General features: G+C 62.5%; 14 protein-coding genes and 1 tRNA gene. 8 read left to right on the top strand and 7 right to left on the bottom strand.

What is annotated here, in order from left to right:
- Positions 1-11: 11 nt before the first annotated feature.
- Positions 12-1,865, bottom strand: coding sequence for an AsmA family protein (locus JG747_RS30555; protein ID WP_019860322.1), 1,854 nt, complete (start codon positions 1,863-1,865; stop codon positions 12-14).
- Between the two features lie 197 nt (positions 1,866-2,062).
- On the opposite strand from JG747_RS30555, the gene JG747_RS30550 reads away from it, so the two are divergent.
- On the top strand, positions 2,063-4,021 hold the full coding sequence (locus JG747_RS30550) for an acetoacetate--CoA ligase (protein ID WP_202360671.1): 1,959 nt from the start codon (positions 2,063-2,065) through the stop codon (positions 4,019-4,021).
- A 372-nt stretch (positions 4,022-4,393) separates the two neighbouring features.
- Here JG747_RS30550 and JG747_RS30545 read toward each other — a convergent pair whose 3' ends face one another.
- The gene (locus JG747_RS30545) at positions 4,394-8,374 is read right to left on the bottom strand and encodes a PAS domain S-box protein (protein ID WP_202360670.1); all 3,981 of its coding nucleotides are present in this window, start codon (positions 8,372-8,374) and stop codon (positions 4,394-4,396) included.
- Between the two features lie 250 nt (positions 8,375-8,624).
- Between JG747_RS30545 and JG747_RS30540 the strand changes: the two genes are divergently transcribed.
- The 3 genes from JG747_RS30540 to JG747_RS30530 all read left to right on the top strand — a co-directional run bounded on the left by JG747_RS30540 (position 8,625) and on the right by JG747_RS30530 (position 10,994).
- Positions 8,625-9,083 carry a phasin gene (locus JG747_RS30540; protein ID WP_019860319.1) on the top strand — a complete coding sequence of 153 codons (459 nt, stop codon included), beginning with the start codon at positions 8,625-8,627 and terminating at the stop codon, positions 9,081-9,083.
- Positions 9,084-9,438: 355 nt separating this feature from the next.
- Positions 9,439-9,515 (top strand) — tRNA-His (locus JG747_RS30535).
- Positions 9,516-9,632: 117 nt separating this feature from the next.
- Positions 9,633-10,994, top strand: a complete 1,362-nt coding sequence (locus tag JG747_RS30530) for an integrase (protein WP_202360669.1) — start codon at positions 9,633-9,635, stop codon at positions 10,992-10,994.
- A gap of 918 nt (positions 10,995-11,912) precedes the next feature.
- Here the strand turns inward: JG747_RS30530 and JG747_RS30525 are convergent.
- The 5 genes from JG747_RS30525 to JG747_RS30505 form a co-directional block, all read right to left on the bottom strand.
- Positions 11,913-12,707 (bottom strand): N-acyl homoserine lactonase family protein, encoded by a 795-nt coding sequence (locus JG747_RS30525; RefSeq protein WP_202360668.1) that lies wholly within the window; start codon positions 12,705-12,707, stop codon positions 11,913-11,915.
- A 2-nt stretch (positions 12,708-12,709) separates the two neighbouring features.
- Positions 12,710-13,633: an NAD(P)-dependent oxidoreductase gene (locus JG747_RS30520; RefSeq protein ID WP_202360667.1), complete on the bottom strand. Its 924-nt coding sequence runs from the start codon at positions 13,631-13,633 to the stop codon at positions 12,710-12,712.
- A gap of 69 nt (positions 13,634-13,702) precedes the next feature.
- Positions 13,703-15,658 (bottom strand): (Fe-S)-binding protein, encoded by a 1,956-nt coding sequence (locus JG747_RS30515; RefSeq protein WP_202360666.1) that lies wholly within the window; start codon positions 15,656-15,658, stop codon positions 13,703-13,705.
- A gap of 1 nt (position 15,659) precedes the next feature.
- Positions 15,660-16,628 carry an electron transfer flavoprotein subunit alpha/FixB family protein gene (locus tag JG747_RS30510; protein ID WP_202360665.1) on the bottom strand — a complete coding sequence of 323 codons (969 nt, stop codon included), beginning with the start codon at positions 16,626-16,628 and terminating at the stop codon, positions 15,660-15,662.
- A 3-nt stretch (positions 16,629-16,631) separates the two neighbouring features.
- Positions 16,632-17,396, bottom strand: coding sequence for an electron transfer flavoprotein subunit beta/FixA family protein (locus JG747_RS30505; RefSeq protein ID WP_202360664.1), 765 nt, complete (start codon positions 17,394-17,396; stop codon positions 16,632-16,634).
- A gap of 315 nt (positions 17,397-17,711) precedes the next feature.
- On the opposite strand from JG747_RS30505, the gene JG747_RS30500 reads away from it, so the two are divergent.
- The 4 genes from JG747_RS30500 (at position 17,712) to JG747_RS30485 (ending at position 22,445) form a co-directional block, all read left to right on the top strand.
- Positions 17,712-18,923, top strand: coding sequence for a substrate-binding domain-containing protein (locus JG747_RS30500; protein ID WP_202360663.1), 1,212 nt, complete (start codon positions 17,712-17,714; stop codon positions 18,921-18,923).
- A gap of 74 nt (positions 18,924-18,997) precedes the next feature.
- Positions 18,998-20,527, top strand: a complete 1,530-nt coding sequence (locus JG747_RS30495; RefSeq protein WP_202360662.1) for a sugar ABC transporter ATP-binding protein — start codon at positions 18,998-19,000, stop codon at positions 20,525-20,527.
- Entirely contained in the window at positions 20,524-21,474 is a 951-nt protein-coding gene (locus JG747_RS30490) for an ABC transporter permease (RefSeq protein ID WP_202360661.1), read from the top strand. The genes JG747_RS30495 and JG747_RS30490 overlap by 4 nt, the downstream gene beginning before the upstream one ends.
- Before the next feature lie 2 nt (positions 21,475-21,476).
- On the top strand, positions 21,477-22,445 hold the full coding sequence (locus tag JG747_RS30485) for an ABC transporter permease (protein ID WP_202360660.1): 969 nt from the start codon (positions 21,477-21,479) through the stop codon (positions 22,443-22,445).
- The last annotated feature ends 8 nt before the right edge of the window (positions 22,446-22,453 follow it).

The following is a 22,453-nucleotide window of genomic DNA, read 5'->3' as shown; positions in this document are numbered from 1 at the left end:
TAAGCGCGCTTCTATTCGCCCGAAACGCCACGGCTTATCGGCGAAATGAACGGCGTGCTCCAGGTTCCGCCGACGAAGAAGGACGACTGGTTGGGGCCTTGCTGGCCGGTCTTCTGCGCTGCCGCCTGGTCCGGCTGGATAACGCCGCCGGACAGCGCCAGCCCGCGCCCCGCATAGGAGGCGATGCCGGAAAGCCAGATCTTGTATTTCGCCGAATTGGCCTCGGCCTTGTCCAGCCTCGCCACGCCGCGCGAAATGGTCGCTTTCACTTCGGCGCCGTCGATCGGCAGCGTGCCGTCCGAGACGTCGTCGAGCGCGAAGAAGCCGCCCTGTTCGGTATGCTTGAGAAAGGCCGGCAGGTTGAACTTGCTGAGTGCGCCGGGACCGAAGGTCGCCGAGACCGAGCCGTCGGCGTTTTCAAAGATCGAATCCCAGGTCCTGCCCGGTCCCTTGAGGATGACAGAAACGGTGCCTGTGCCGACCGGCACCAGCCGGGTCATGCCGGCCGCCGTGCCGAACGCGCCGCCATCGACATCGGACGCAAGCAGCCGGATCTCTACCTGTGTGCCCTCGGGCTTGCGGTCGAAACGAAGACTGGTCTGGATGTTGCCGCCAAAGGCCGAGGCGTCGGAGATATCGAAGACGGAAAGACCGTCCTTGACCTGGGCGGTGGCGGCGACATCGGCAAGCTGGATCGTGCCGGCCGTGGCGTGCGCCGCCGACAGCCTCAGATCCAGATTGACCCGGTCGGCGAAACTTGCCTCCACGTCACCTGGGCCGGTCCCGCTCGCTGGTCCGAGCGGGGTAAAGGCGGACAGAAACGATCTGAGGTCGAGCGTGTCGAAGGCGAGCGTGCCCGAGATCACGGGTTGGGCGTCGCCAAGTGACAGGTCGAGCGCGCCCATGCCCGGATTGTTGTCCAGCGTCAGCGCGGTGTTCTCGAACTTGACGCGTCCGGCCGACGCCGTGACCTTGCTCGAAATGCTGACCGAGCCGATCGCGGCACTTGGCGCGATACCGGCCTGCGACCATTCCAGCACACGGCGCAATGAGGGTGCCGCGAACTTCACCTGGCCGTCGAAATAGGCGTTCTCCGACATGCTGGCCGTGCCGTCGAATGAGAAGGTGGCGGGAGCTGCCTTGAAAGACAGGGTGAGCGGCGCCACACCGCCGGCAAACAGCACAAGCGGCTTCTGCGAGGCGGCGTCGAGGGCGACGCTTTCCCCGCGCCAGATCCCGGTTGCCGACAGTGTCGCATTGCTGTTCATCGCCGCCCAGGTCGCCTGGCCGCTAAGGCTGCTCAGGATCTCCACGTCCTTGCCGTTGACGGAAGCCACCATGCGGCCGTCCCTGAATTCAACCGTGCCGAAGGCATCTGTCGGCAGTTTGTCCAGGTTGGGTTTGGCGGGGTCGGCACTGACCACGCCGCGTGCCGTGTCGATGGAGCGCGCGATGCGCCCACCGGTCGGCGCGGTGGGCAGGAACAGGCCGTCCGCGGTCCGCTGGACCCGGATCGTCGGCCGCACCAGCCGCGCCGTGGAAAACACCACATCGCCCTGCAACGCCGCCATCGCCGATAGGTCGATTTCGACGCGTTCGGCTTCGACGACCGGCGGCGCGTCGGCGTCCGTCCATTTCGAAAGCGTGACATCCGTCAGGATCGCCCGGAATTTCGGCCAGACCTCGATGCGCGGCGAGCCTTCGATGGCGACCCGGAAGCCGCTCCAGGCGCTCATTTCCCAGGCGATGCGATCGCGCACGATGCGCGTCGAGGCGATCAGCGGCAGGGCTGCGACCACCAGAGCGATGACGATCACGGCAGCGCCGATCGCCCATACTCCGCGGCGGATCAAGGATGATGGCATCTCGCCCTATATGCTTCCGTTCCGATTAATCGCCTGACGTAAAACCCCAGTCGTCACTACGACTTAGGACTGAGGCATTTCAAGTCTTTATGGCCCGGCGATGGCATTTGCGCACACCTGAGCGCTTCGGCCCAACAAAATCTTGCTCTGCTGCGCTGCAATATGCATAAGCGATGACGACCGTGGGAGGATCGATCATGGCTGCCGAAGTACCGCTCTGGACCCCGACGCAAGACCGGATCGACGCTTCGCCATTAACTGCTTTCCTGAAGGCGGCGGAGGCGGAAGCCGGCGCCACATTCGCCTCCTACGGCGACCTTCACCGCTGGTCGGTCGAGGATCGCGAAGGGTTCTGGAGCCTGGTCTGGGACTTTTCCGGCATTGTCGGTGAAAAGGGCGAGCGCCTGCTGGCCGATGGCGACAGGATGCCCGGTGCCTCCTTCTTTCCCGACGCGACGTTGAATTTCGCCGAGAACCTGTTGAAGAAAACCGGCGCGGGCGAGGCGATCGTCTTTCGCGGCGAGGACAAGGTGGAGCGGCGGCTGTCCTGGAACCAGCTGCATGGCCTGGTCTCGCGCCTGCAGCAGCTTTTCCTGTCGCTCAAGGTCAAGAAGGGCGACCGCATCGCGGCGATGATGCCCAACATGCCCGAGACCGTCGCCGCCATGCTGGCCGCCGCCTCGATCGGCGCGGTGTGGTCGTCCTGCTCCCCCGATTTCGGCGAACAGGGCGTGCTCGACCGGTTCGGACAGATCGAGCCCGTCATCTTCATCGCGCCCGACGGCTATTGGTACAACGGCAAGGCGATCGAGGTCGCCGACAAGGTCGCCGCGGTCGCGGCCAAGCTCGGCAGTGTCCGCAAGGTGCTGCTTGTCGATTATCTCGGCACTTCGGCCGATGTGGCGGCAACCATCGACAAGGCGGTGGCGATGGAAGAGGCGCTGTCGCCCTTCGCCGCCAAGCCAGTCAGCTTCGAGCCTCTGCCGTTTTCGCATCCGCTCTACATCCTGTTTTCATCAGGAACCACCGGCATCCCCAAATGCATCGTCCACTCGGCCGGCGGGACGCTGATCCAGCATGTCAAGGAACATCGGCTGCATGCCGGTCTTGTCGACGGCGACCGCTTCTTCTACTTCACCACTTGCGGCTGGATGATGTGGAACTGGCTGGTGTCGGGCCTGGCTTCCGGGGCGACGCTGCTGCTCTATGACGGCTCGCCCTTCTACCCCGACGGCAATGTGCTGTTCGACTTCGCCGATGCCGAGAAGATGACCTTCTTCGGAACCTCGGCCAAGTTCATCGATTCCGTGCGCAAGGCCGGCCTCAAGCCGATCCGCAGCCATGACCTGTCGACAGTGCGGGCGATCTCCTCCACCGGTTCGCCGCTGTCGCCCGAGGATTTCCGCTTCGTCTATGACGGCATCAAGAAGGACGTGCATCTCGCCTCGGTTTCCGGGGGCACCGACATCGTCTCCTGCTTCGTGCTCGGCGTGCCGACGCAAGCTGTCTGGACCGGCGAGATCCAGGGACCTGGCCTTGGCCTGGCCGTCGATGTCTGGGACGACGACGGCAAGCCGATCCGGCAGGAGAAGGGCGAACTGGTCTGCACCAAGGCGTTTCCGTCGATGCCGATCGGCTTCTGGAACGACCCCGACGGCAAGAAATACCAGGCTGCCTATTTCGAGCGTTTCGACAATGTCTGGTGCCATGGCGATTTCGCTGAATGGACGGCGCATGGCGGCATGATCATCCATGGCCGCTCGGATGCCACGCTCAATCCGGGCGGGGTGCGCATCGGCACGGCGGAGATCTACAACCAGGTCGAACAGATGCCGGAAATCCTCGAAGCGCTGTGCATCGGCCAGGATTTCGACAATGACGTGCGTGTCGTGCTGTTCGTGCGGCTGGCCGCGGGCGCCGAACTGGACGAGGATCTGGAGAAACGCATCCGCGCCAAGATCCGCAGCGGGGCGAGCCCGCGTCACGTACCGGCCAGGATCGTCGCCGTCACCGACATTCCGCGCACCAAGTCGGGCAAGATCACCGAACTCGCCGTGCGCGACGTCGTGCATGGTCGCGCCATCAAGAACAAGGAAGCGCTCGCCAACCCGGAAGCGCTGGAGCAGTTCAGGAACCTGCCGCAGCTTGCCGAATGATCCCGACCGGCATGGTTAACGAAACATGTCGCGGGAATTTACCTAGATTTCACGAGTGGTACACATTCGTAAATTTTTCGGCGAGCCGGTAAGGACTTGTTAAGGCCCGGCCCCGATAGTCGCATGTAACTTGAGGGAGAAATCCCGTTCCTCAGCCCCCGGAGGATCTGAATTCGCTCAAGCCCCCGTTGTGACAGCAATCCCATCTCTTAAGGCGTCCTCCAGGGCGCCTTTTCTTTTGGGCTTGTTAGGGCGGTTCGCCATTTCACGGAAACGGCGAACCGCTCTAACTCATTGTTTTGACGCAATTCCCAAGGGAAAGCGCTACGCGCTTCTCCCGGGAAAACCGCTCACACTTTTCTTGGAATTGCTCTACTCCGCCAGCACCCGGGTCGAGGGGAAAGCCACTTCCACCAGCGTGCCTTCGCCGGGCGTCGAATTGATGGTGAAGCGGGCGCGGTTTGCTTCCACCATCGCCTTGGTCAACGGCAGGCCAAGGCCGGTGCCGTCGCCGCGGCCGCGCTTCAGCGCGTTGATCTGCTTGAACGGCTTGAGCGCCTGTTCGATCTCGGCCTGGCTCATGCCGATGCCGGTGTCGCGCACCCGCATGACGACGTCGCCTGAAGTCTCATAGGCGGTCGAGACGATCACCTGGCCGCCGGCCTGGGTGTAGCGGATGGCGTTGGACAGGATGTTGAGCGCGATCTGGCGCACGCTGCGCAAATCGGCCACCACCTCCGGCAGCCGCGAGGCGAAGCTGGAGCGGATGATGACGCGTTCGCGGTTGGCCTGCGGCTGCATCATCGCCACGGTCTCGGCCAGCGTGTCGTTGAGCGAGACCGCCTCATAGGCCATTTCCTGCTGGCCGGCCTCGATCTTCGAGATGTCGAGCAGGTCGTTGACCAGGTCGAGCACATGGTTGCCCGAGCGATTGATGTCTCGCAGATAGTCGCGGTAGCGGTCATTGGCGACCGGGCCGAACTTCTCGTCGACCATCAATTCGGAAAAGCCGATGATGGCATTGAGCGGCGTGCGGATCTCGTGGCTGATGCGGGCAAGGAAATCGGTCTTCTGCGAGGATGCCCGTTCGGCCACCGCGCGCGCCTGGGTGAGATCTTCCTCGGCTCGCTTCCATTGCGTGATGTCGCGCACGACGGCACAAAAGCCGCTGTCATTGGGCAGCCGGCCGATGGTCATGAACAGCGGGATGAAGCGCCCCTGCGCCTCGCGCCCGATCACCTCGCGGCCGTCATTCATGACGCTCGCCACGCCGGGTTCGGAAAGCCCGGTGAGATAGTCGCGCGCCGCGCGCTGGCTTTCGATGGCAAACAGCGAGGCGAAGGGCTTGCCGGTCACCTCGTCGCTGTCGAAACCGAACAGCGCTTCGGCCGGGCGGCTGATCGAGCGGATGGTGCCGTCGCTGCCGATCAGCACGACGCCGTCGGTGGCGGTGTCGATGATGGTGCGCATCTCGGCGATGCGGGCCTTGAGCTCGGAAATGTCGGGTTGCGTCGGCTCTTCGCCGACCAAGTGCAGGGCTGCGGGCGCGTCATCATCGCCGGAACGGCGCACGACCAGCATCAGCGCCTTGCCGTCGCGCCAGGGAACGGAGCGCAGGATGGCGTCGATCGGGAATTCCTGGCCATCGCGCGTTTTCAGCCGCAGTGCCCGGTCGCTGCCGTCGGAGGTGCCGTCATCGGCATAGGGATCGGCAAACAGCGCACCGAGGCCACCGGCATCCTCGAGGTCATCGAGCGTGTCGTAACCGGTCAGGTCGAGGAACTCCTCGTTGGCATAATGCAACTGATCGCCCGAATGGATGAGCAGCGGCACCGGCAGCTTGCCGAGCAGCGAAGTGTCTGGAGTCTTGCTTTCGTCACCGACGGAAAAGGCCGACGGCACGATCCCTTCGGTCTTGAGCGGCGGCACTTTCAGGCGCGGCCGTTCGGCCGGGCTCCCGACGGCGTTGGCCGCTTTGGCGGTTTCGCCGCTGAATGTTGCGGCCTGCTCATCGGCGGCAGCGGTTTTCGCGCCGTCGACCCAGTCCTCACTGTCCTCGGCATCGCGAAAATCGGCTGACGTCATGCTGTCATCGTCGTCGGTCCCGACATGTCCGGCCTCTGCAACTGCCGGTTCATCGTCGATTGCGGCGGGCTCGGCACTTTCCGATTCTGTGGGGACCGGTTCAGAGGTCGTGGGCGCGTCATTGTCCGCGACGGGGCTCGCCTCGGCATAGCTGAGCAGCGAGCCTGTCGCGCCGGCCGGCGTGTCACTATCCTCCTGGCGAACCACGTCGTCGGGATGAGCGCCGTCGAGCCGTGCGAGATCCGCCTCGTCCTCGGCGTCGGTCTCGGATGGCTCGGCCGGTACCGCGTCGCTCTCCGGTTCCGCCACCGGGATTTCGCCGGTCTCGGCCGGCGCCTGATCCGGGGCGGCGTCTGGCGTCGACGCAACATCGGAGACCGCCTCGACCGGAGTTTCCGTCTTGGCGGCCGGGGCCTCCACGGCTGTTTCAGCCGCTGGCTCAGCCGGTGTGCCGGGCTCCGGTTTCGGCGGGCTTTCGATGCCGAGCTTGTCGGCTTCCGGCGGCTCGGCCGGCGCATTGTCCTTCTTCAGCCGCTCGCCGATCTCACGGAAGGCGCTGCGTTCCAGCGTCGACAGCCCCTTGTCGTTGGCCGGCTGCCGGTGTTCGGCCAGGCGGATGACCTTGTCGGCAAAGCGCCGTTCCTGTTTCGGCACGATGGTCAGCGCGGGCACCTCGCCCTTGAACGGGTCCGCTGCATCTGGTTCCTCGGCCTTCGACTCGTCCGCCTTCGGCTCTTCAGCGGGAGGAGCCGGCTGCTCGCCATTGGGCACCAGGGCCATGCCGATGGCTTCCGGATCGACGATCGCATCGCCGGTCCGGGCAACGCCGAAGCCGCGAAAACCTTCGAAGGCGCGGCTGCGGCCATAGACAGGCAAAGCCGCCAGGTCGACGGGGATCTTCAGGTCGGTGCCGACGACAGGCCACAGCACGGAGCGGCCGGACCATGTATCGCGCCGCTCCAGCAGGCCGGCGATCTCGCCGGATGCGTCAAGGCCGAAGGCCGCTGCGACATCCCTGAAGCGCCGGCCAATCACGTCGGCCGCCGGCTTGCCGACAATGTCGGCGAATTCCGGGGACAGTGCGCTGAACTTGCCTTCGGCGTCGGTGCGCCAGACGAAGCGCAGCGGCGCTGCCGAGCGGTCTATTGTCCGAACTGGGGGCATGGTCTGGGCTGCCGGGGAGGCGGGCTTGCTCTCCTTCGCGCTGTCCACGGGAGCCTCGGCGCCGGTCGCTTGGACCGCATTATTCGCTTCTGGCGCGGCAGGTGCGGGTCGCGCGTCATCCTCGCCGACATTGAAGTACCAGTGATCGTGCTGTGGCGGCGTGCCGCCCGCTGTCGGCTGATCGTTGTCGGCGGCAACCGGTGTTGGCCCGGTCGGCTCCGAAATCTCTTGCGTTGCCCGTTCCGGCCGATCTTCAGCGACCGGCTTGGAAGGGGCGGGCTCGGGCTCGGGCTCGGCAGTGCCAGTTGACCGTTCGACGGCCTCCGCCTGCGAAACATCCGCAGTCGGTTGATTGTCCTGATGAGGATCGGGTTGTGCGGCGGTGCTTTCCGTTACCTTATGGGCGGCTTCTGCCGAAGCCTCTGAGATAGACGCATTGTCCTCGAGCTGATCCTCATCGATCACAACCAGGAGATGCCGCTCCGGCGTCAGCCGCGCGAGCCCGGCGGGGTAGGAGGTGTTGCCGCCCGGAACGAGGCGCTTGACGATGCGTTCGCCCTCGGCGGCCACATCGGCGACCAGGGCGGCCAGCGTCGCGGGCTGAATGCCGAGCTTCGAAAAGCCGTCCGACGCGGCCTCGACATTGCCCCCGGCGTCGATGAAGGCGATGAAATGGCCGTCTTCGGTGAAGCCGCTGATCGCCCGGCTGGCGATTTCGGCGGCTCCGCGCGAGCCTGTCTGCGCCGCCGGCACCGCCAGCATGATCGCCTTCTCGCCGTCGGGCAGCGTCACGGCACTTGCCTGGAAGCCGACGGTCCTGCTGGTCATGCCGGTCGCCAACCTGACGGTGATGCCGCGATCGCTGCCGATCTCGGGAAAGCCGCTGGTCGCCATGATCTGGCGGCGGGCGATCAGCGGCAGCTGTGCCGAGGCCCCGATGATCGCCTCGATGTCGGGATAGCCTAACACGGCGGCGCCCGGCCCATTGGCCCAGATTACCTGCTCCATATCCACCGACAGGATCGCGATGGCGTCGCCGGCGGCAAAACGCTGGCGCACCGCGTCGAGCACGGCCACGTCGAGGAAGGAATATTCGGACGGCATGCGCTTGGCGAACCCTCACGGAACGGCGAAATTTGCAGTTAACGCTTTGTTAATAAAAGCCGCAGCCGCGAAGGTCCACAAGCCAGAACGTGCAAAGGCTGGTTTCTGGGCTTTTGGTTAACGGCCGGAAAGAAATTTATGGTGCACTGCAACAAAGATATTGCAATGCACAAAATTTGCCTTTATATTGCCATCATAACTGAACGAGACGGCTTTCCGTCAAAGCCGCTGCCGCTGAAAAGGATGGAAAATGTCCAGGACCAAAACTGCCGAGACGATCGAAAACGTTGAATTCCCGAGCTTCGACGCTTCCAAGGCCACCGACCAGATCCGCGCCTTCGCCGAAAAGGGCGTTGAGCAGTCGAAAGAGGCCTATGCCAAGCTCAAGACCGGCGCCGAGGAGACCCAGAAGGCTCTGGAGTCGACCTACGAGACCGCCAAGACTGTTTCCAGCGACCTGTCGCTCAAGACCATCGCGGCGCTGCGCGCCAACGCCGAAGCCGGCTTCTCGCATCTCGAAGCCCTGATCGGCGCCAAGTCGCTGTCGGAAGTCGTCGAGCTGCAGACCGCCTTCCTGCGCAAGCGCGTCGAGTTGACGGTCGAGCAGGCCAAGGACTTCCAGGCTGTTGCCTCCAAGGCGGCGGAAGACGTCTCCAAGCCGATCAAGACCGCCTTCGAGAAGGCGATCAAGGACATCAAGGCTGCCTAATACTTGCGCATGATCTGAGGATGCAACAAAAGGTCGCATTTTCTTAAAAACGATCAGGCGTATGATGGTAGCCATCAAGAAATACCCGGCGAGTGGAACCTCCTCCCTCTGCTCCCCGGGGTGACCAGCCAGCTCCTCCTCCCGCTGGCTCGTAACAGGAAAAGGCCGGCACCTCCTCCCGCCGGCCTTTTTCTTTGCCCTGCGAAACCGCCGCTGTTGCGGCACATGTGGGGAAGTGGTCTTTGCTTCGCAAAAGCCTTGAATTAAAATCCATAAGCCCGTATGGACGCATCGCCGAACGACAGAGCGGATCGCTTAGGACGAGTTCCCGAAGAGATTCTACTCAGGCAAATGTGCCGTTGTAGCTCAGCTGGTTAGAGCGCCGGATTGTGGATCCGGAGGTCGCTGGTTCGATCCCAGCCAACGGTACCATCGGCTTTCTCGCTAAATCTCTGAATTCGTTATAGAATTTTAGGACGATGGCGGTCGATCTTGCGGCTAGTTCCTATTTTGTGTTACCTATTGTGATACAAACGGTGCTTTAGAGACGTGGGCAGACGACGCGAAGAGCATGATTCTGACCGCTTCCTGCAACTGCGGGGCGATCATTTCCATTACTACCGCCGGGTGCCGAGAGAGGTCAGAGACCTCGACGAGCGTGGCGTGTTTGTGCGCCGCGCCCTCGACACCACTGACCGCATAAAGGCGCGCACCGCTCGAGATCTCCACGAGGCCGCCGATAATGCGTTATGGGCTTCGTTGATGCTGGGTGAAAATCGACAGGCGGCACGTGTTCGGTACCGCCAGGCCATCAAGCGCGCCGAGTCGCTGGGGTTCATCTATCGGCCACTCGCCGAGATCCTGGTCGCCGAGCCGCTCGATACAATCCTGCAGCGGGTCGAGAGCACAATAGGCGAGCCTGCCAGATCACCATCTGTCGACGCAGTCGGCGGCGCGGTCGCCCGCCCTGACGATAATATATCGGAAGCGCTGAAGCTGTATTTCAACGAGATTGCCCGCGACGAAATCCGTACAAAAAGCCCTGACCAGAAGAAGCGCTGGAAGGCAAAGCGCGAAATGAGCGTCGATGTGTTTGTCGGCCTGGTCGGCGACAAGCCAATGAGCGAGATCACGCGCGACGACGCGCGAGTGGTACACAAATATTGGCTGGATCGAGTTGCGCCTGAGAAAGGGAGAGCAGATCGTTCAGCGTCGACAGGCAACCGAAACATGGGCAACCTTCGAACCCTCTACGCCGACTACTTTCGCCATCTCGGTTTCCCCGAACAGAAGAATCCGTTCGCCGATCTGTCATTCGCCGACAAGTCGAAACGCAGTCGACCGCCGTTCCCGACCGACTGGATTCGCGACAAGATATTCGCGCCTGGCGCGCTTGCGGCACTCAATGATGAGGCGCGGGCAATCGTGCTTGCCTTCGCTGAGACGGGAGCCCGGCCGAGCGAACTCGCGAACCTGCATGCCGGTGTCATCCATGTTGACCACGAGGTGCCGCACATTTCTGTCGAGCCGCGCGACGATCCCGACGATCCACGAGAGATCAAGACCGCCTCGTCGGTACGCAAGGTGCCGCTGGTCGGCGTGGCGCTTGAGGTGTTCAAAAAGCATCCTAAGGGCTTCCCGCGGTACAAGGATCGCGAGGCGTCGCTGTCAGCCCTGCTCAACAAGCACTTCAAGAGCTACAATTTGTTCCCGACTGGCAATCACACCGTCTATTCACTGCGCCATTCATTCGAAGATCGGATGAAGAACGGTAGGCTGGACGAGGAGCTTCGGCGCATGCTGATGGGGCACACGATCGACCGTCCGAAATACGGCGAGGGCGGTGACATGAAGATGTGGCAAGAGGAACTTATGAAGATCGTGTTGCCGTTCGATCCTGGGATCGTATGACACGCTGGCGCACTGCTGCGAGGCGTTCTTCCTTCGCTCGATGATCCAGCAGGGCGCGTTTCAAGTGGTCGTATAGCGGGAGCCATGCCTCACCATGGTCGCCTCGCGCCACGATGATCTCGGCGACGCGGTCGAGCGCTCGCTCAATCCGCTGTGCTGTGACTGGTCGAGGCGTGGGCGAGTATCGCCTCACGGCTTCGCCTTTCCGCAAGGCCATGAATGCAGCATGCCTTAAGCGTAGGCGGACTTTCCTGTTGCAGTGAAGGCCTGCCTTCGGCTCGGGCTGTAATCTGCGGCTGCGACCTGAAAATGGGAAACACTGTCTGCCCGTCGGGGGTTAGTAGCGGGAGAGCGCTACATCGCAAAACCCACTATTGAGGAGGCGCTCTTTTGCTATCGCCGGGGTGCGACCTGACAGCAAGTTGAAGCCTCTCGAACTTTTTGGGCCGCGCCCCAGGCTGAACTACATGCGCTTGCGGTAGAAATTCGAATATCGGGTTCGGCTTGGGAACAATTTGACGAGAAATTGCGGCCTGGATTGTCGGCATCGCCCACTAGGGCTCACGTACAAATTCCGTCGAACGGTCATGTGAGGTTTGGTTTGTGGAGCGATATCCGCACAATAGAATTCCGCACATGGTTTCCGTACACGAAACCATCCTCCGGACCGCGATTCGGGCGCCACCTAGGCGATGTGCGGAAATCGGTCATTTGCCAGACATAGGCATGTCGCGTTTTGACTAGGATGGATTTGGCGGCTAACGGCTGCTTTGCGCCTGACTGCAGCCGTTCCGCCCATCCGCCCCATCGTCCAAAAGCGGAAGTCGATGGTTTCAATGCGCGAACAAGTGTGAAACTTGCTCATACGAGATCTCTTGGTTGGGATGTGCCGCAAAGACCTCTTGCCAAGGCAACGCGTCAGCTTTGGGGTCGGTTTAACGCAACAATGTCCTCTACATCCTGACGGGTGCGCGCGAAACGCTTCAGCACTAGCGGGTCGTGTCCAGGAACAATGTGTGCAGGCGAACTGGCGAGTTGTTTCATACGCTCGACCCCGAAGACCACATCGCTCAGCCGGTCGAAGACGGGAAAAGGCTTTTCGCGCTCCATGTTGGCGTAGAAATGAGCCGCGTCGGACGCGATCACGACCGCGCCATTGTCGGTTTCCACCCGCACGACCTGCAATCCGCGCGAGTGGCCGCCAACCTTGTGGACCGTTATGCCGGGCGCGATCTGCGACTCCGGATCGTGGAAGCAAACCTTTCCGGCAAAGACGCGCCGCACCATGGTGGTGACGTCCTCGGCCTCGAAGGGATGACGCATGGCATGGTGGCACATGCAGCGGCCGGTCGCGAACTCCATCTCCGCATCCTGCAGGTGAAAGGTCGCGTTCGGGAACAGGTGATGGTTCCCGCAATGGTCATAATGCATGTGGGAGATGATGACGTCGCTGACGTCGGCGTGGTTGATGCCGATTGCCGCCAGGCCGGCATCGACGGGTCTGACGACACTGCGCCCGCGTTTGTCGCCGGTTGGCTTGTCGAAGCCGGTGTCGACGATGAAGGTGCGTTTCTCCCCAACGATCGCCCAGACGAAGTAGTCGAGCGGCATCGCAACATCATGCGTGTCGCCACCCAGGAAATTCTCGCCCGAGCGGCGCTCGAAATGGCCGTAGCGAACGGCATGGACTTCATAGCGTCCGGCATCACCCATGATCAGCTCGCTTTGGCGACATCTGTGGTCTGGGCCGAGCCGACTTCCACATGCGCCCATGTCTCGATAGTCTTGACCATACAGGTAAAATCGGACTCAGGCCCGTAGAGTTGGTTCGTCACGCTGAGCAACTGGCGCACGGCACTGCCCACCACCATCGGCACACCCATCGCCTCCGCCTCATCCACGCACAAGCGTACATCCTTGAAGGACAGGCCTGTCGCGAAACCGAAATCGAATGTGCGCGGCAGAACGGATTTTGGGAACTTGTCCTCGGTGGCGCTGTTGCGGCCGCTCGAGGCGTTGATGACGTCGATCATCACCTTGGGGTCGAGACCCGCCTTGACGCCCATTACGACCGCTTCGGAGGAGATCGCAAGTGCTGCCGCCGCAAGCAGGTTGTTGGCAAGTTTCATGGTCTGGGCGGAGCCCTGAACTTCACCCATGAAAAATATCCGGCCGAAATTCTCGATCACCGGCCTTGCGGTTTCGAAGGCAGCCTTCGGCCCCGACACCATGACGGCGAGCGTGCCGTTGCGCGCGCCCTTCAAGCCTCCACTAACGGGCGCGTCGATCATGGCGATGTTCCTGGATGAAAGGCCTTCGGCAACCTTGGCGGCCATTCGCGGGCCCGTCGTCGAGATGTCGACGAAGATGCGAACTGCCTTGCCCTCAGCGATGCCGCCTTCGCCGAGCACGACCTTTTCGAGGATCTGCGGGCTGGGCAGGCTGGCAAAGACGATCTCCGCGACATCGGCAACATTGCGCGCACCGGCAGCGGCTTTCGCGCCCGCATCGGTCAACTCCGCAACGGCTTTGCTGTCGACGTCGTAGACAGTCACTTCGTATCCGGCCTTGATGAGACGGGTCGCCATCGGCGTGCCCATTTTTCCAATGCCAACAAAGCCGATTTTCAGGGTCGACATGATCGCTCTCTCCTCTTTCGGGGCCTATTGCCCATGGTCCTTGGTCTCGATCTCTTGGATCGCATTCCGTCAGGTCGTTCCCACAGTGGGCATTTCGAGCGCTTGGCCTGTTCGCGGTACGAGAAGTTCCGCTATGTCCACGACCTTCAATCTGTCGGCCACGCCGAGCGCATCGATCGCGGCGGTGTACATCACCTTGTCCTTCGGGCAGGACACGACGAAATAGGCGACGTCACCCAGGCTCAGCGCTTCACGGATGCGGTTCTCGCTCGGCCGCTCGGTCACGCCGTCGTCGCCTTGCCAGATGCGGCCGCCGCCGGCGCCGCAGCAAAAGGAGTTCTCGCGGCAGCGCGGCATGTCATAAAGCGTGTAGCCGGCGGCGCGGATCAGCTCGCGCGGCGCATCGAAGCCGCCATTGTAGCGTCCAAGATAGCAGGGATCGTGATAGGTGACCCCGGCGCCGTCGGCGACATGCAGGTCGAGCTTTCCCGCCGCGATGAGTTCCGCCAGCAGCGCCGTATAGTGCAGCACCTCGAACGCCGCGCCGAAATGCTGATAGTCGTTCTTCAGCGCATTCAGGCTATGCGGATCGGTGGTCATGATCCGGTTGAAGCTGCATGCTTTGATCTCATCGATGTTGGACTGAGCGAGCGTCTCGAACAGACCTTCTTCGCCGGCACGCCGCACATCATTGCCGCTGTTGCGCTCGGCATCGAAGAGAATGCCGAAGTCGACACCGGCCACGGTTAGCAGTTCGGCAACCTTGCGGGTGATTTCCTGAACGCGCGGATCGTAGGATGCGTAGTCTCCGACGAACCACAAAACGTCGACGGGCTCCTCGCGCGCGTCCTTGACCGGAAAGCCGAGCTCCTTGGTCCAGCGGGCCCGCATCTTGGAAGGCTTGCCCATAGAATTGCCGAGACGGGTCAGGTTCGATAGCGCCTCCTGCAGGCCAGGGCTGACGCGGCCCTCGTCGACCAGATGACGGCGCATGTCGATGATCTTGGGCAGATGCTCGATCTCGACCGGGCAAGCCTCCATGCAGGCACGGCAGGTGGTGCAGGCCCACAGCGTCTCCTCGGAAATCACGCCGCCGACCAGCGGGGCGGCCGATGGTCCCGCGGCAAGCGCATCGCGCAAGTCGGTGATCAGCAACTTCGGGCTGAGCGGCAGACCGGCCGCATAGGCTGGGCAGACCGCCTGGCAACGGCCGCATTCGGTGCAGGACAGAAGGTCGAGCTGCTGTTTCCAGTCGAACTGTCCCAGGCTGTCGATGCCTGGAGCCTCACGCGCTTCCGGGACCGCCGGCGCCAGGCCACGCGGTTCCAGGCTGCGGAAGTAGATGTTGGGTGCGGCAAGGAACATGTGCCGGTGCTTCGAACCGGGGATATAGACAAGGAATGCCAGAATGGCGCCGACGTGAACCCAGTAGAACAGCTCTTCGCCCGCATGTGCCGACATGCCGGCACGATCGAGCAGTCCTGCCAGCACCGACGCGACCGGCCGCCACGAGCCGTCGGCGCCACCGGCTATGCGCGCCGCCGCCTCAAGCAGCAGGGACGCCACGATCAGAACGATCAACACATAGATGATTGCCGCGTCACTGCCGCTCGATCCGTCGAAACGGGCAGGCCGCAGCACGTAACGCTGATAGAGTGCAAGTCCGACGCCGACCAGCATCAGCACCGAAAAGACATCCTGCAGAGCGGCAATCCAGGTTTCGCCACCGATGGGGGCAAGTGAGAACCCGGGAAATAGCCGCGAGCCGAAGGCATCGATCGTGGCGGTGAACAGCACGAAGAACGAAATGAAGATGATTGCGTGAAGCACGCCGGAAAGCGGCTTGCGGAGCATTTTCCGGTGCATGCCGATGGCGACCATCACGCCCTGGAGACGCAGCATCGGGCGATCGAAGCGGGCCGCTGCCGGTGCATTGGCAAGAGCAACCGCGTAACGGCGCGAGCGCCAGGCCGTCAACGCGAGTGCTGTGATGACCAGGATCCAGAGTGGCAGGGTCGATGCCATCTCAACGGCCAGAGCCGGCCCGCAGCCTGTCGCTCAGATTGGCGACGAGATCGAACAGGTCACAGGTCGCGCCGTAATGCGCGACATTGAAGATGGGGGCCTTCGGATCGGTGTTGACGGCAATGATGAGGTCGGCCTGCGACATGCCTTCGAGATGTTCGGGCGCACCGGACACGCCGAGCGCCAGATAGAGTTTCGGCTTCACCTTCTGGCCGGATTTTCCGACCTGGCGCAGCTTGGGCAGCCAGCCATTGTCGACGACAGGACGGCTGCCGGCGATCTCCGCCCCCAGCATCGTCGCCAGATCGCGGGCAAGGTCGATGCTTGCCTCGTCACCGATGCCGCGGCCCACGCACACGATCCTCTCGGCTGTCGTCAGATCAACATCGGCATAGTCCGGCACGTCGATGGCTACCATCTTCACCTTGCCGCTGGTGAGCGCGGGTTCGGCATCGATCGTGCGCACCCTCGCTGTATCGATCGGACCAGGCGTTGCTTCGGGAAAGGCGCCCGGATTGACCATCAGGATCGCCGGCAGCTGCACCGCGCATTCAGCGAGGATCTTGCCGCCGTACATCTGCGCGATGACCGTCAGGTTTTCGCCGTCCCGCTTGATTTCATTGACATAGGAGATGAGCGGCCAGCCGGTTCTTGCCGCGATGTCGGCGGCCACATCCAGACCGTTCGCCGAATAAGGCACCAGCACGAGGCTTGGGCTCTCGGCGGCGATGACGTCGCGCAGAAGTCGTGCATAGGTCTCGGCCGGAATGAGATCCGATGTTGCCGTGCAGGCCGAGATCAGTTGGTCGGCTAAGCCGAACGAAGCAGATGCTGCCTGCGCATCCCGGCCGGCAAAAAAGGCGACGACCTCGTCGCCGGCCTGGGCGAGCGAGCGCGCCGCGGCGATCGTTTCGAGGGAGAAGGCTTCGATCTTGCTGGAGAGGCCTTCGGTACAGGCAATCAATTTCATGACTTAGTTCCTCGCCAGGCCCTTGGCTGCCAGGATGCTGACCAGCCGATCCGCGACTGTCTCGGCATTGCCGCCGAGGTTCTCGCCGGAGCCGCCCTGGACTGGCAGGCGCAATGTGATGATCTCGGCGGAACGTTCGAAGCCTGACGATTCAGGCGCGGCGCGGCCGATGGGCGTCTTGGATGCTTCGCGAAGCTTGCTGCCGGAGACATAGCGTGGGGCCTTCGACGCTGTCTGAACGCCCAGCACCGCCGGCGCGGCCAACTCATAGGTGACGGCGACACCCGCGCCGCGCTCTTGCGTGACCAGAAGCACCGAGCCGTTCGCAACGATACGGTTGGTTCCTGATACATGCGGCCAGTCGAGCAGCGCGCCGACGTAAGGCGCGAGCTGGCCGAAGACATCCTCGCTCGATTGAACGCCGCACAGAACTAGGTCGGCCGACTTTGCGCGCGCCATCGCCGCGATGGAAGCCGCGATCTCGCGCGAGGAGATCATGGTGTCCTCCTCGGACTGAAGCGCCACGACTTCGTCGGCGCCGCGCGCGGCAGCCATCTGCAGGACACGGTTGGCGCCTTCGCCAACGGCCACCGCCGTCACCTTCGCGCCGCCGGTTTCCTTGAGCAGGATTGCTTCCTCGAGGGCATGATCGTCGAAATCGTTCAGCTGGAAATCCAACCATTCCCGATCGATGCTACGCCCGTCCTCAGCAAGCTGCAGCTCGCCCGCGGAATCCGGGATCATGCGCAAGACAACAAGAATATTCACGGCCTCTCCTCCGACGGAACGCACCTCAAGCGCCCGGCACCGGCTGCTAGATAAGTCGTATTCTTCGCCGCCCCCAATGGCGAAAAAGGTAATAGCAGCTATTACAAGACGGCAGATTGACGATCGTGGGTAATCGACTGCTAATTTGCGTCAAATCGCTTTCAATCGCATTTTCCTGAATTGGAGGTTGTCAGGAAAATAGCTGTGCGATTTGCCCGGGATATAAACATATATTCTTTGTTTATACTGTCTCGCGAGCGAGAAGTTCTGAGGAGAATTTTAAGCGCTCTGTCGAGCGTTCAGGAGGAGGAACCAATGTCGATAAAGAACATCCTAGACCACAAGATATCACGCAAAAGCTTCATCAGGGGTATGCCGGCCGCCGCCGCGGCGATCGCCGCCGTGCCGGGGCTCCAGCTTGCGCAGGCCACCCCGGCCGCCGCTGCTGAAGCCGAAACCAGGCCCGGCTACTATGGCGCGCCGCGCACCTGGATGTGGAACCCGAATGCAAACAGCATGGTCGACACCTCGAAGTGGAAGAAGGCGGGTCCTTATACGATCGGCTTTTCCAATGCGTCGATTTCCAATGCCTGGCGCGTCGCCTTCCAGCATGGCGTCCTCTGGTCGGCCGGCCAGCACCGCGACGAGATTGCCCATCTTCTCGTCACCGACGCCAACGACGATCCCTCCAAGCAGATCGCCGACATCCAGGATCTGATCAGCCAGGGCGTCGATATTCTCCTCATTGCGGCCTCTACCGAGGACGCGCTCGATTCCGTCGTCGGCCGCGCCACGGAACAGGGCATTCCCGTCGTCATGGTCGATCGCAAGGTGAAGACGCCGGCAAACTACATTACCTACGTGACCGCATCCGATTGGGCACTCGGCCGTCTCGAGGCGCAGTGGCTGTGCGAGACGCTGGGCGGCAAGGGCAACATAGTCATGCTGCCGGGCATCGCCGGATCCAGCGTCGCGGAAATCCGCATCAAGGCGAACGAGGAAGTGTTCTCGAAGTTCCCCGGAATCAAGGTGCTGGAAAAGCAGTATTGCGACTGGAATCCGGCCACCGGCAAATCGGTGATGGCCGCGCTGATCCAGAAGCACGGCAAGGCCATCGACGGCGTGCTGTCCGACAGTGCGCTGCAGGGCTATGGCGCGATCGAGGCGTTCCTCGACGCCGGCTACAAGGACGGCGAATTTCCGCCGATCACCGGCGGCGACGTTGCGCGGATGTATCAGCTGGCCAGCCAGCACAACATCAAGATGGTCGGTATCGACTATCCGACGTCGATGGGCATCACCGGCATCGAAACGGCGCTCGACGTGCTCAAGGGCATTTCGGTCCCCGACAAGGTCGAGGTCAGCTTCCAAGTGGTGACGTCGCCTGGCGCCGATACGGTCTCCGTCAAGGGCGACCGGCATCTGCTTGACCATGTCAGCATGAGTGACCCGGGTGACCTGTCGCCAAGCAACGGACTGCCGGCTGGGTACAACCCCAGTACGTTCAATCCCGACTATCCGAAGTGAGCTTCCCAGCTCAACCGGGTGTGCGTCCACGGACGCGCACCCGGGTGTGATTTGATTGTTTTGAGCGTCGGATAATGTCCAGTTCTGTTGTCGAACTCAGCCAGATCGAGAAGGAGTATCCCGGCGTAAAACCCCTGGACAAGGTCGATTTCGCCGTGCAGCCGGGCGAGATCCACGCCCTTCTCGGTGAGAATGGCGCAGGCAAGTCGACCCTTATCCGCGTCATGGGCGGGGCCGTGAAGCCGAATTCCGGCGCCATCACCTATCTCGGCAAGCGGGTCTCCTGGCAATCGCCAAAGGCGGCGCGAGCCGCCGGCATTCATGTCATTCATCAGGAACTTGCGCTTTTTCCCGAGCTGTCTGTGGCCGAAAACATTCTGGTCGACGCACAGCCTCGCGGCCGGTTCGGGTTCATCTCCAATCGCGCCCGCCACGCCCGCGCCGCGGAAATCCTCGCCCAGCTGGGGGTCAGCATTCCCACGCACGCCAGGATGGACGAACTGCCGCTTGCCGACCAGCAGATGGTCGAGATCGCAAAGGCGTTGGTCGGCAAGGTCAGGCTGCTCATCCTGGACGAACCGACCGCTGTCATTGCCGGCCATGAGGTCGACCTTTTGTTCGAGAACATGCGCAGGCTGCGCAACGAGGGCGTCGGCATCGTCTATGTCTCGCATCGGCTCGAGGAAATTTTCGAGATCGCCGACCGGGTGACAATCCTGAAGGACGGCCAGGTTGTTGGCACGAGTCCGGTAGGCGAGATCAGCCGCGAAGAGATGATCACCAAGATGGTTGGCCGCCGCCTCAGCCAGATCTATCCCGCGCGGCGCGCGGCGCCGGCGGATGGGCCGGACATCCTCAGCGTTCGCAACCTGCGGGCCGGTTCGCGCGTGCGCGACGTCAGCCTGAGCGTGAAGGCCGGAGAGATCGTCGGTGTGGCCGGCATGGTCGGCTCGGGTCGCACGGAAGTCGCGGAGGCCATTTTCGGCGCCCGCGCCGTCGAAGGCGGTGTGATCGAGTTCGACGGCAAGCCGTTCCCAAGGAGAGTGCCGAAGGATGCCATCGCCGGCGGCCTCGGTTTTCTGACCGAGAACCGCAAGGACGAAGGCCTCTTTCTCGGCCTTCCGATTTCCGCCAACATCATGGCGCCGGACCTCCAGGGCATCACGAAATATGGCCTGATCGACCGCTCGCGGGAGCGTGTGCTGGCCGAGCGCCAGATTCACGATTTCTCGGTCGCAACACCTTCGCCCGATGTGAAGGTGTGCAATCTGTCTGGCGGCAACCAGCAGAAGGTGCTGTTCAGTCGCTGGTCCAGGATCGCCAATCGGCTGCTCATCCTCGACGAGCCGACACGGGGCGTGGATATCGGCGCCAAGGTCGAGATCTACCGCATCGTCCGGCGTCTGGCGGATTCGGGCGTCGGCGTCCTGATGATCAGTTCCGAACTGCCCGAAATCGTTGGTCTTTCCGACAGGGTCTTCGTGATGGCCCAAGGGCGCGTCGTGGGCGAAGTCGAAGGCGACGCTCTCGGCGAGGAGGCAATCATGGATCTCGCGGTAAGATCGATCGAGCGTCACAAGGCGACAGCGGAGGAGATCGCATGAGCGCCATCGCCATGGATATTCGCCGCAACCGGCTGATGATGTCATACCTGATTGTCGCGGTCCTACTGGTCGTGCTGGCTGTTGCCGGTAGTCTCCTGTCTGATCGCTTCCTCACCTGGCGCAACGTCGGCAATCTGTTCCAGCAGCTTATCGTGCTGGGCATGGTCAGCCTTGGCCAGACCTTCGTCGTGCTGATGGGCGGCATCGATCTGGCGATCGGCTCGCTGGTCAGCGCGCTGACGGTCTTCCTGGCGAACTTCCTCGAATGGCGGCCGGACCTGGTCTGGCTGGCGTTGCCGCTCGCCTTGGTGGCCGCCACCGCTGTAGGGGCGCTCAACGGGCTGCTGACGGTCGTGCTGCGCGTCCATTCGCTGATCGTGACGCTCGGCATGTCGTCGATCATTTTTGGCGGCACGCTGATGTATCGCAAGGAACCGGGAGGCTCCGTACCGCGTGCTTTCGCCGATGTTGCCTATGCCAAGATCGCCGGCATTCCGGTCAGCGCCATCATCCTCGTCGCCATTTTCGCCCTGGCCGGCCTCTGGCTGCAGCGGACCCGTTCGGGCCGCAGCATCTATTTCGTCGGCGGTGATCGGGAAGCGGCAAGGCTGAACGGCCTGCCCGTCGACCGCATCGTCGTGCTTGCCTACGCGCTGTCGGGCCTGTGCGCCGGCATTGCGGCGATTTTCCTCACCGCTCGCACCGGCGTCGGCGACCCGCGCATCGGTGCTGCGCTGACACTTCAATCGGTGACGCCTGTCGTGGTTGGCGGCACCATACTGGCCGGCGGCAGGGGCGGCGCGCTTGGCACATTCCTCGGCGTGCTGCTGGTCACCATGCTCAACAATCTGCTGAATTTCGTGAACGTCTCGTCCTACTACCAGTGGGTCATCCAGGGTCTCATCATCATCATCGCCGTCGGCATACACACTTCGAGGCGGAGATAACAATGGCGCCTCTCGACACTCCGATGCCGCGCTCACGAGGCCTATCGCTTGCGACCATCTTCGAACGCTATGGGCTCGTGATCTTCCTGGCGGTGCTGATGGCAGTCGCCGCGGCGGCGTCGCCGACCTTCCTGCGGCCGGCCAACCTGGTCAATGTGCTGACCATCGCGGCACCGCTCGGCATGGTCGTGATCGGCCAGACATTCGTGATCCTGGTGCGCGGGCTGGACCTGTCCGTGGCGTCCCTTATGGCCACGGTCGCCGTGCTGGCGACAGCCTTCAAGGCAACTACCAACGACGCCATTCCGCTGATCTTCCTGGCGGCGATCGTCTTCTCCGCCGTTGTCGGCTTCCTGAACGGATGGCTGGTAGCCAGGCGCAACGTCAGTCCGTTCCTGGCGACACTGGCGATGATGATCATCCTGCAGGGTATCCGCTTCGCCTACACCGGCGGTGCGCCGATCAGCACCTTGCCACCCGGGATGGGCTTTCTGGCCTCCGGTCGCATTCTTGGCGTTCCCGTCAACCTGATGACACTGGCAGTGCTGGCGATTGCCTTCGGCATGGTGCTGCATCGCTCGCGCCTCGGCCGCGAAATATTCATGGTCGGAACCAATCCCAAGGCTGCGTTCCTCAACGGCGTCGCACCCGATCGCGTGATCATCCTGTGCTACGTGATCTGTTCGGTCTGCGCGGGAATAGGCGGGTTGTTCCTCCTCGGCTATGTCGGCACCGTTTCGAACTGGGTTGGCCAGGGCTACGAACTGGACTCCATCGTCGCCGCCGTCATGGGCGGTGTCGCGCTGACCGGGGGGCGCGGCAACATCTTTGCGGCTCTGCTTGGCGTGGCCGTGCTGATGGTGATCAACAATCTCGTGCTGCTGCTCGGATTTCCGATCGAGATGCAGCTCATCATCAAGGGCATCATCATCATCGGCGCGGCGGCGTTTTACCGGACGCGCCTCGTCTGACACGATGT

Origin of the sequence: Mesorhizobium sp. 131-3-5 (assembly GCF_016756575.1) — a bacterium.
GTDB lineage: Bacteria > Pseudomonadota > Alphaproteobacteria > Rhizobiales > Rhizobiaceae > Mesorhizobium > Mesorhizobium jarvisii.
This window is presented reverse-complemented; position numbering and strand designations above follow the sequence as displayed.

Coding starts and splice junctions, on each gene's coding strand:
- JG747_RS30500 (WP_202360663.1), top strand. CDS start 17,712: ATGTCGATAAAGAACATCCTAGACCACAAGATATCACGCAAAAGCTTC.
- JG747_RS30555 (WP_019860322.1), bottom strand. CDS start 1,865: ATGCCATCATCCTTGATCCGCCGCGGAGTATGGGCGATCGGCGCTGCC.
- JG747_RS30520 (WP_202360667.1), bottom strand. CDS start 13,633: ATGTCGACCCTGAAAATCGGCTTTGTTGGCATTGGAAAAATGGGCACG.
- JG747_RS30545 (WP_202360670.1), bottom strand. CDS start 8,374: ATGCCGTCCGAATATTCCTTCCTCGACGTGGCCGTGCTCGACGCGGTG.
- JG747_RS30510 (WP_202360665.1), bottom strand. CDS start 16,628: ATGAAATTGATTGCCTGTACCGAAGGCCTCTCCAGCAAGATCGAAGCC.
- JG747_RS30540 (WP_019860319.1), top strand. CDS start 8,625: ATGTCCAGGACCAAAACTGCCGAGACGATCGAAAACGTTGAATTCCCG.
- JG747_RS30495 (WP_202360662.1), top strand. CDS start 18,998: ATGTCCAGTTCTGTTGTCGAACTCAGCCAGATCGAGAAGGAGTATCCC.
- JG747_RS30515 (WP_202360666.1), bottom strand. CDS start 15,658: ATGGCATCGACCCTGCCACTCTGGATCCTGGTCATCACAGCACTCGCG.
- JG747_RS30485 (WP_202360660.1), top strand. CDS start 21,477: ATGGCGCCTCTCGACACTCCGATGCCGCGCTCACGAGGCCTATCGCTT.
- JG747_RS30490 (WP_202360661.1), top strand. CDS start 20,524: ATGAGCGCCATCGCCATGGATATTCGCCGCAACCGGCTGATGATGTCA.
- JG747_RS30525 (WP_202360668.1), bottom strand. CDS start 12,707: ATGGGTGATGCCGGACGCTATGAAGTCCATGCCGTTCGCTACGGCCAT.
- JG747_RS30550 (WP_202360671.1), top strand. CDS start 2,063: ATGGCTGCCGAAGTACCGCTCTGGACCCCGACGCAAGACCGGATCGAC.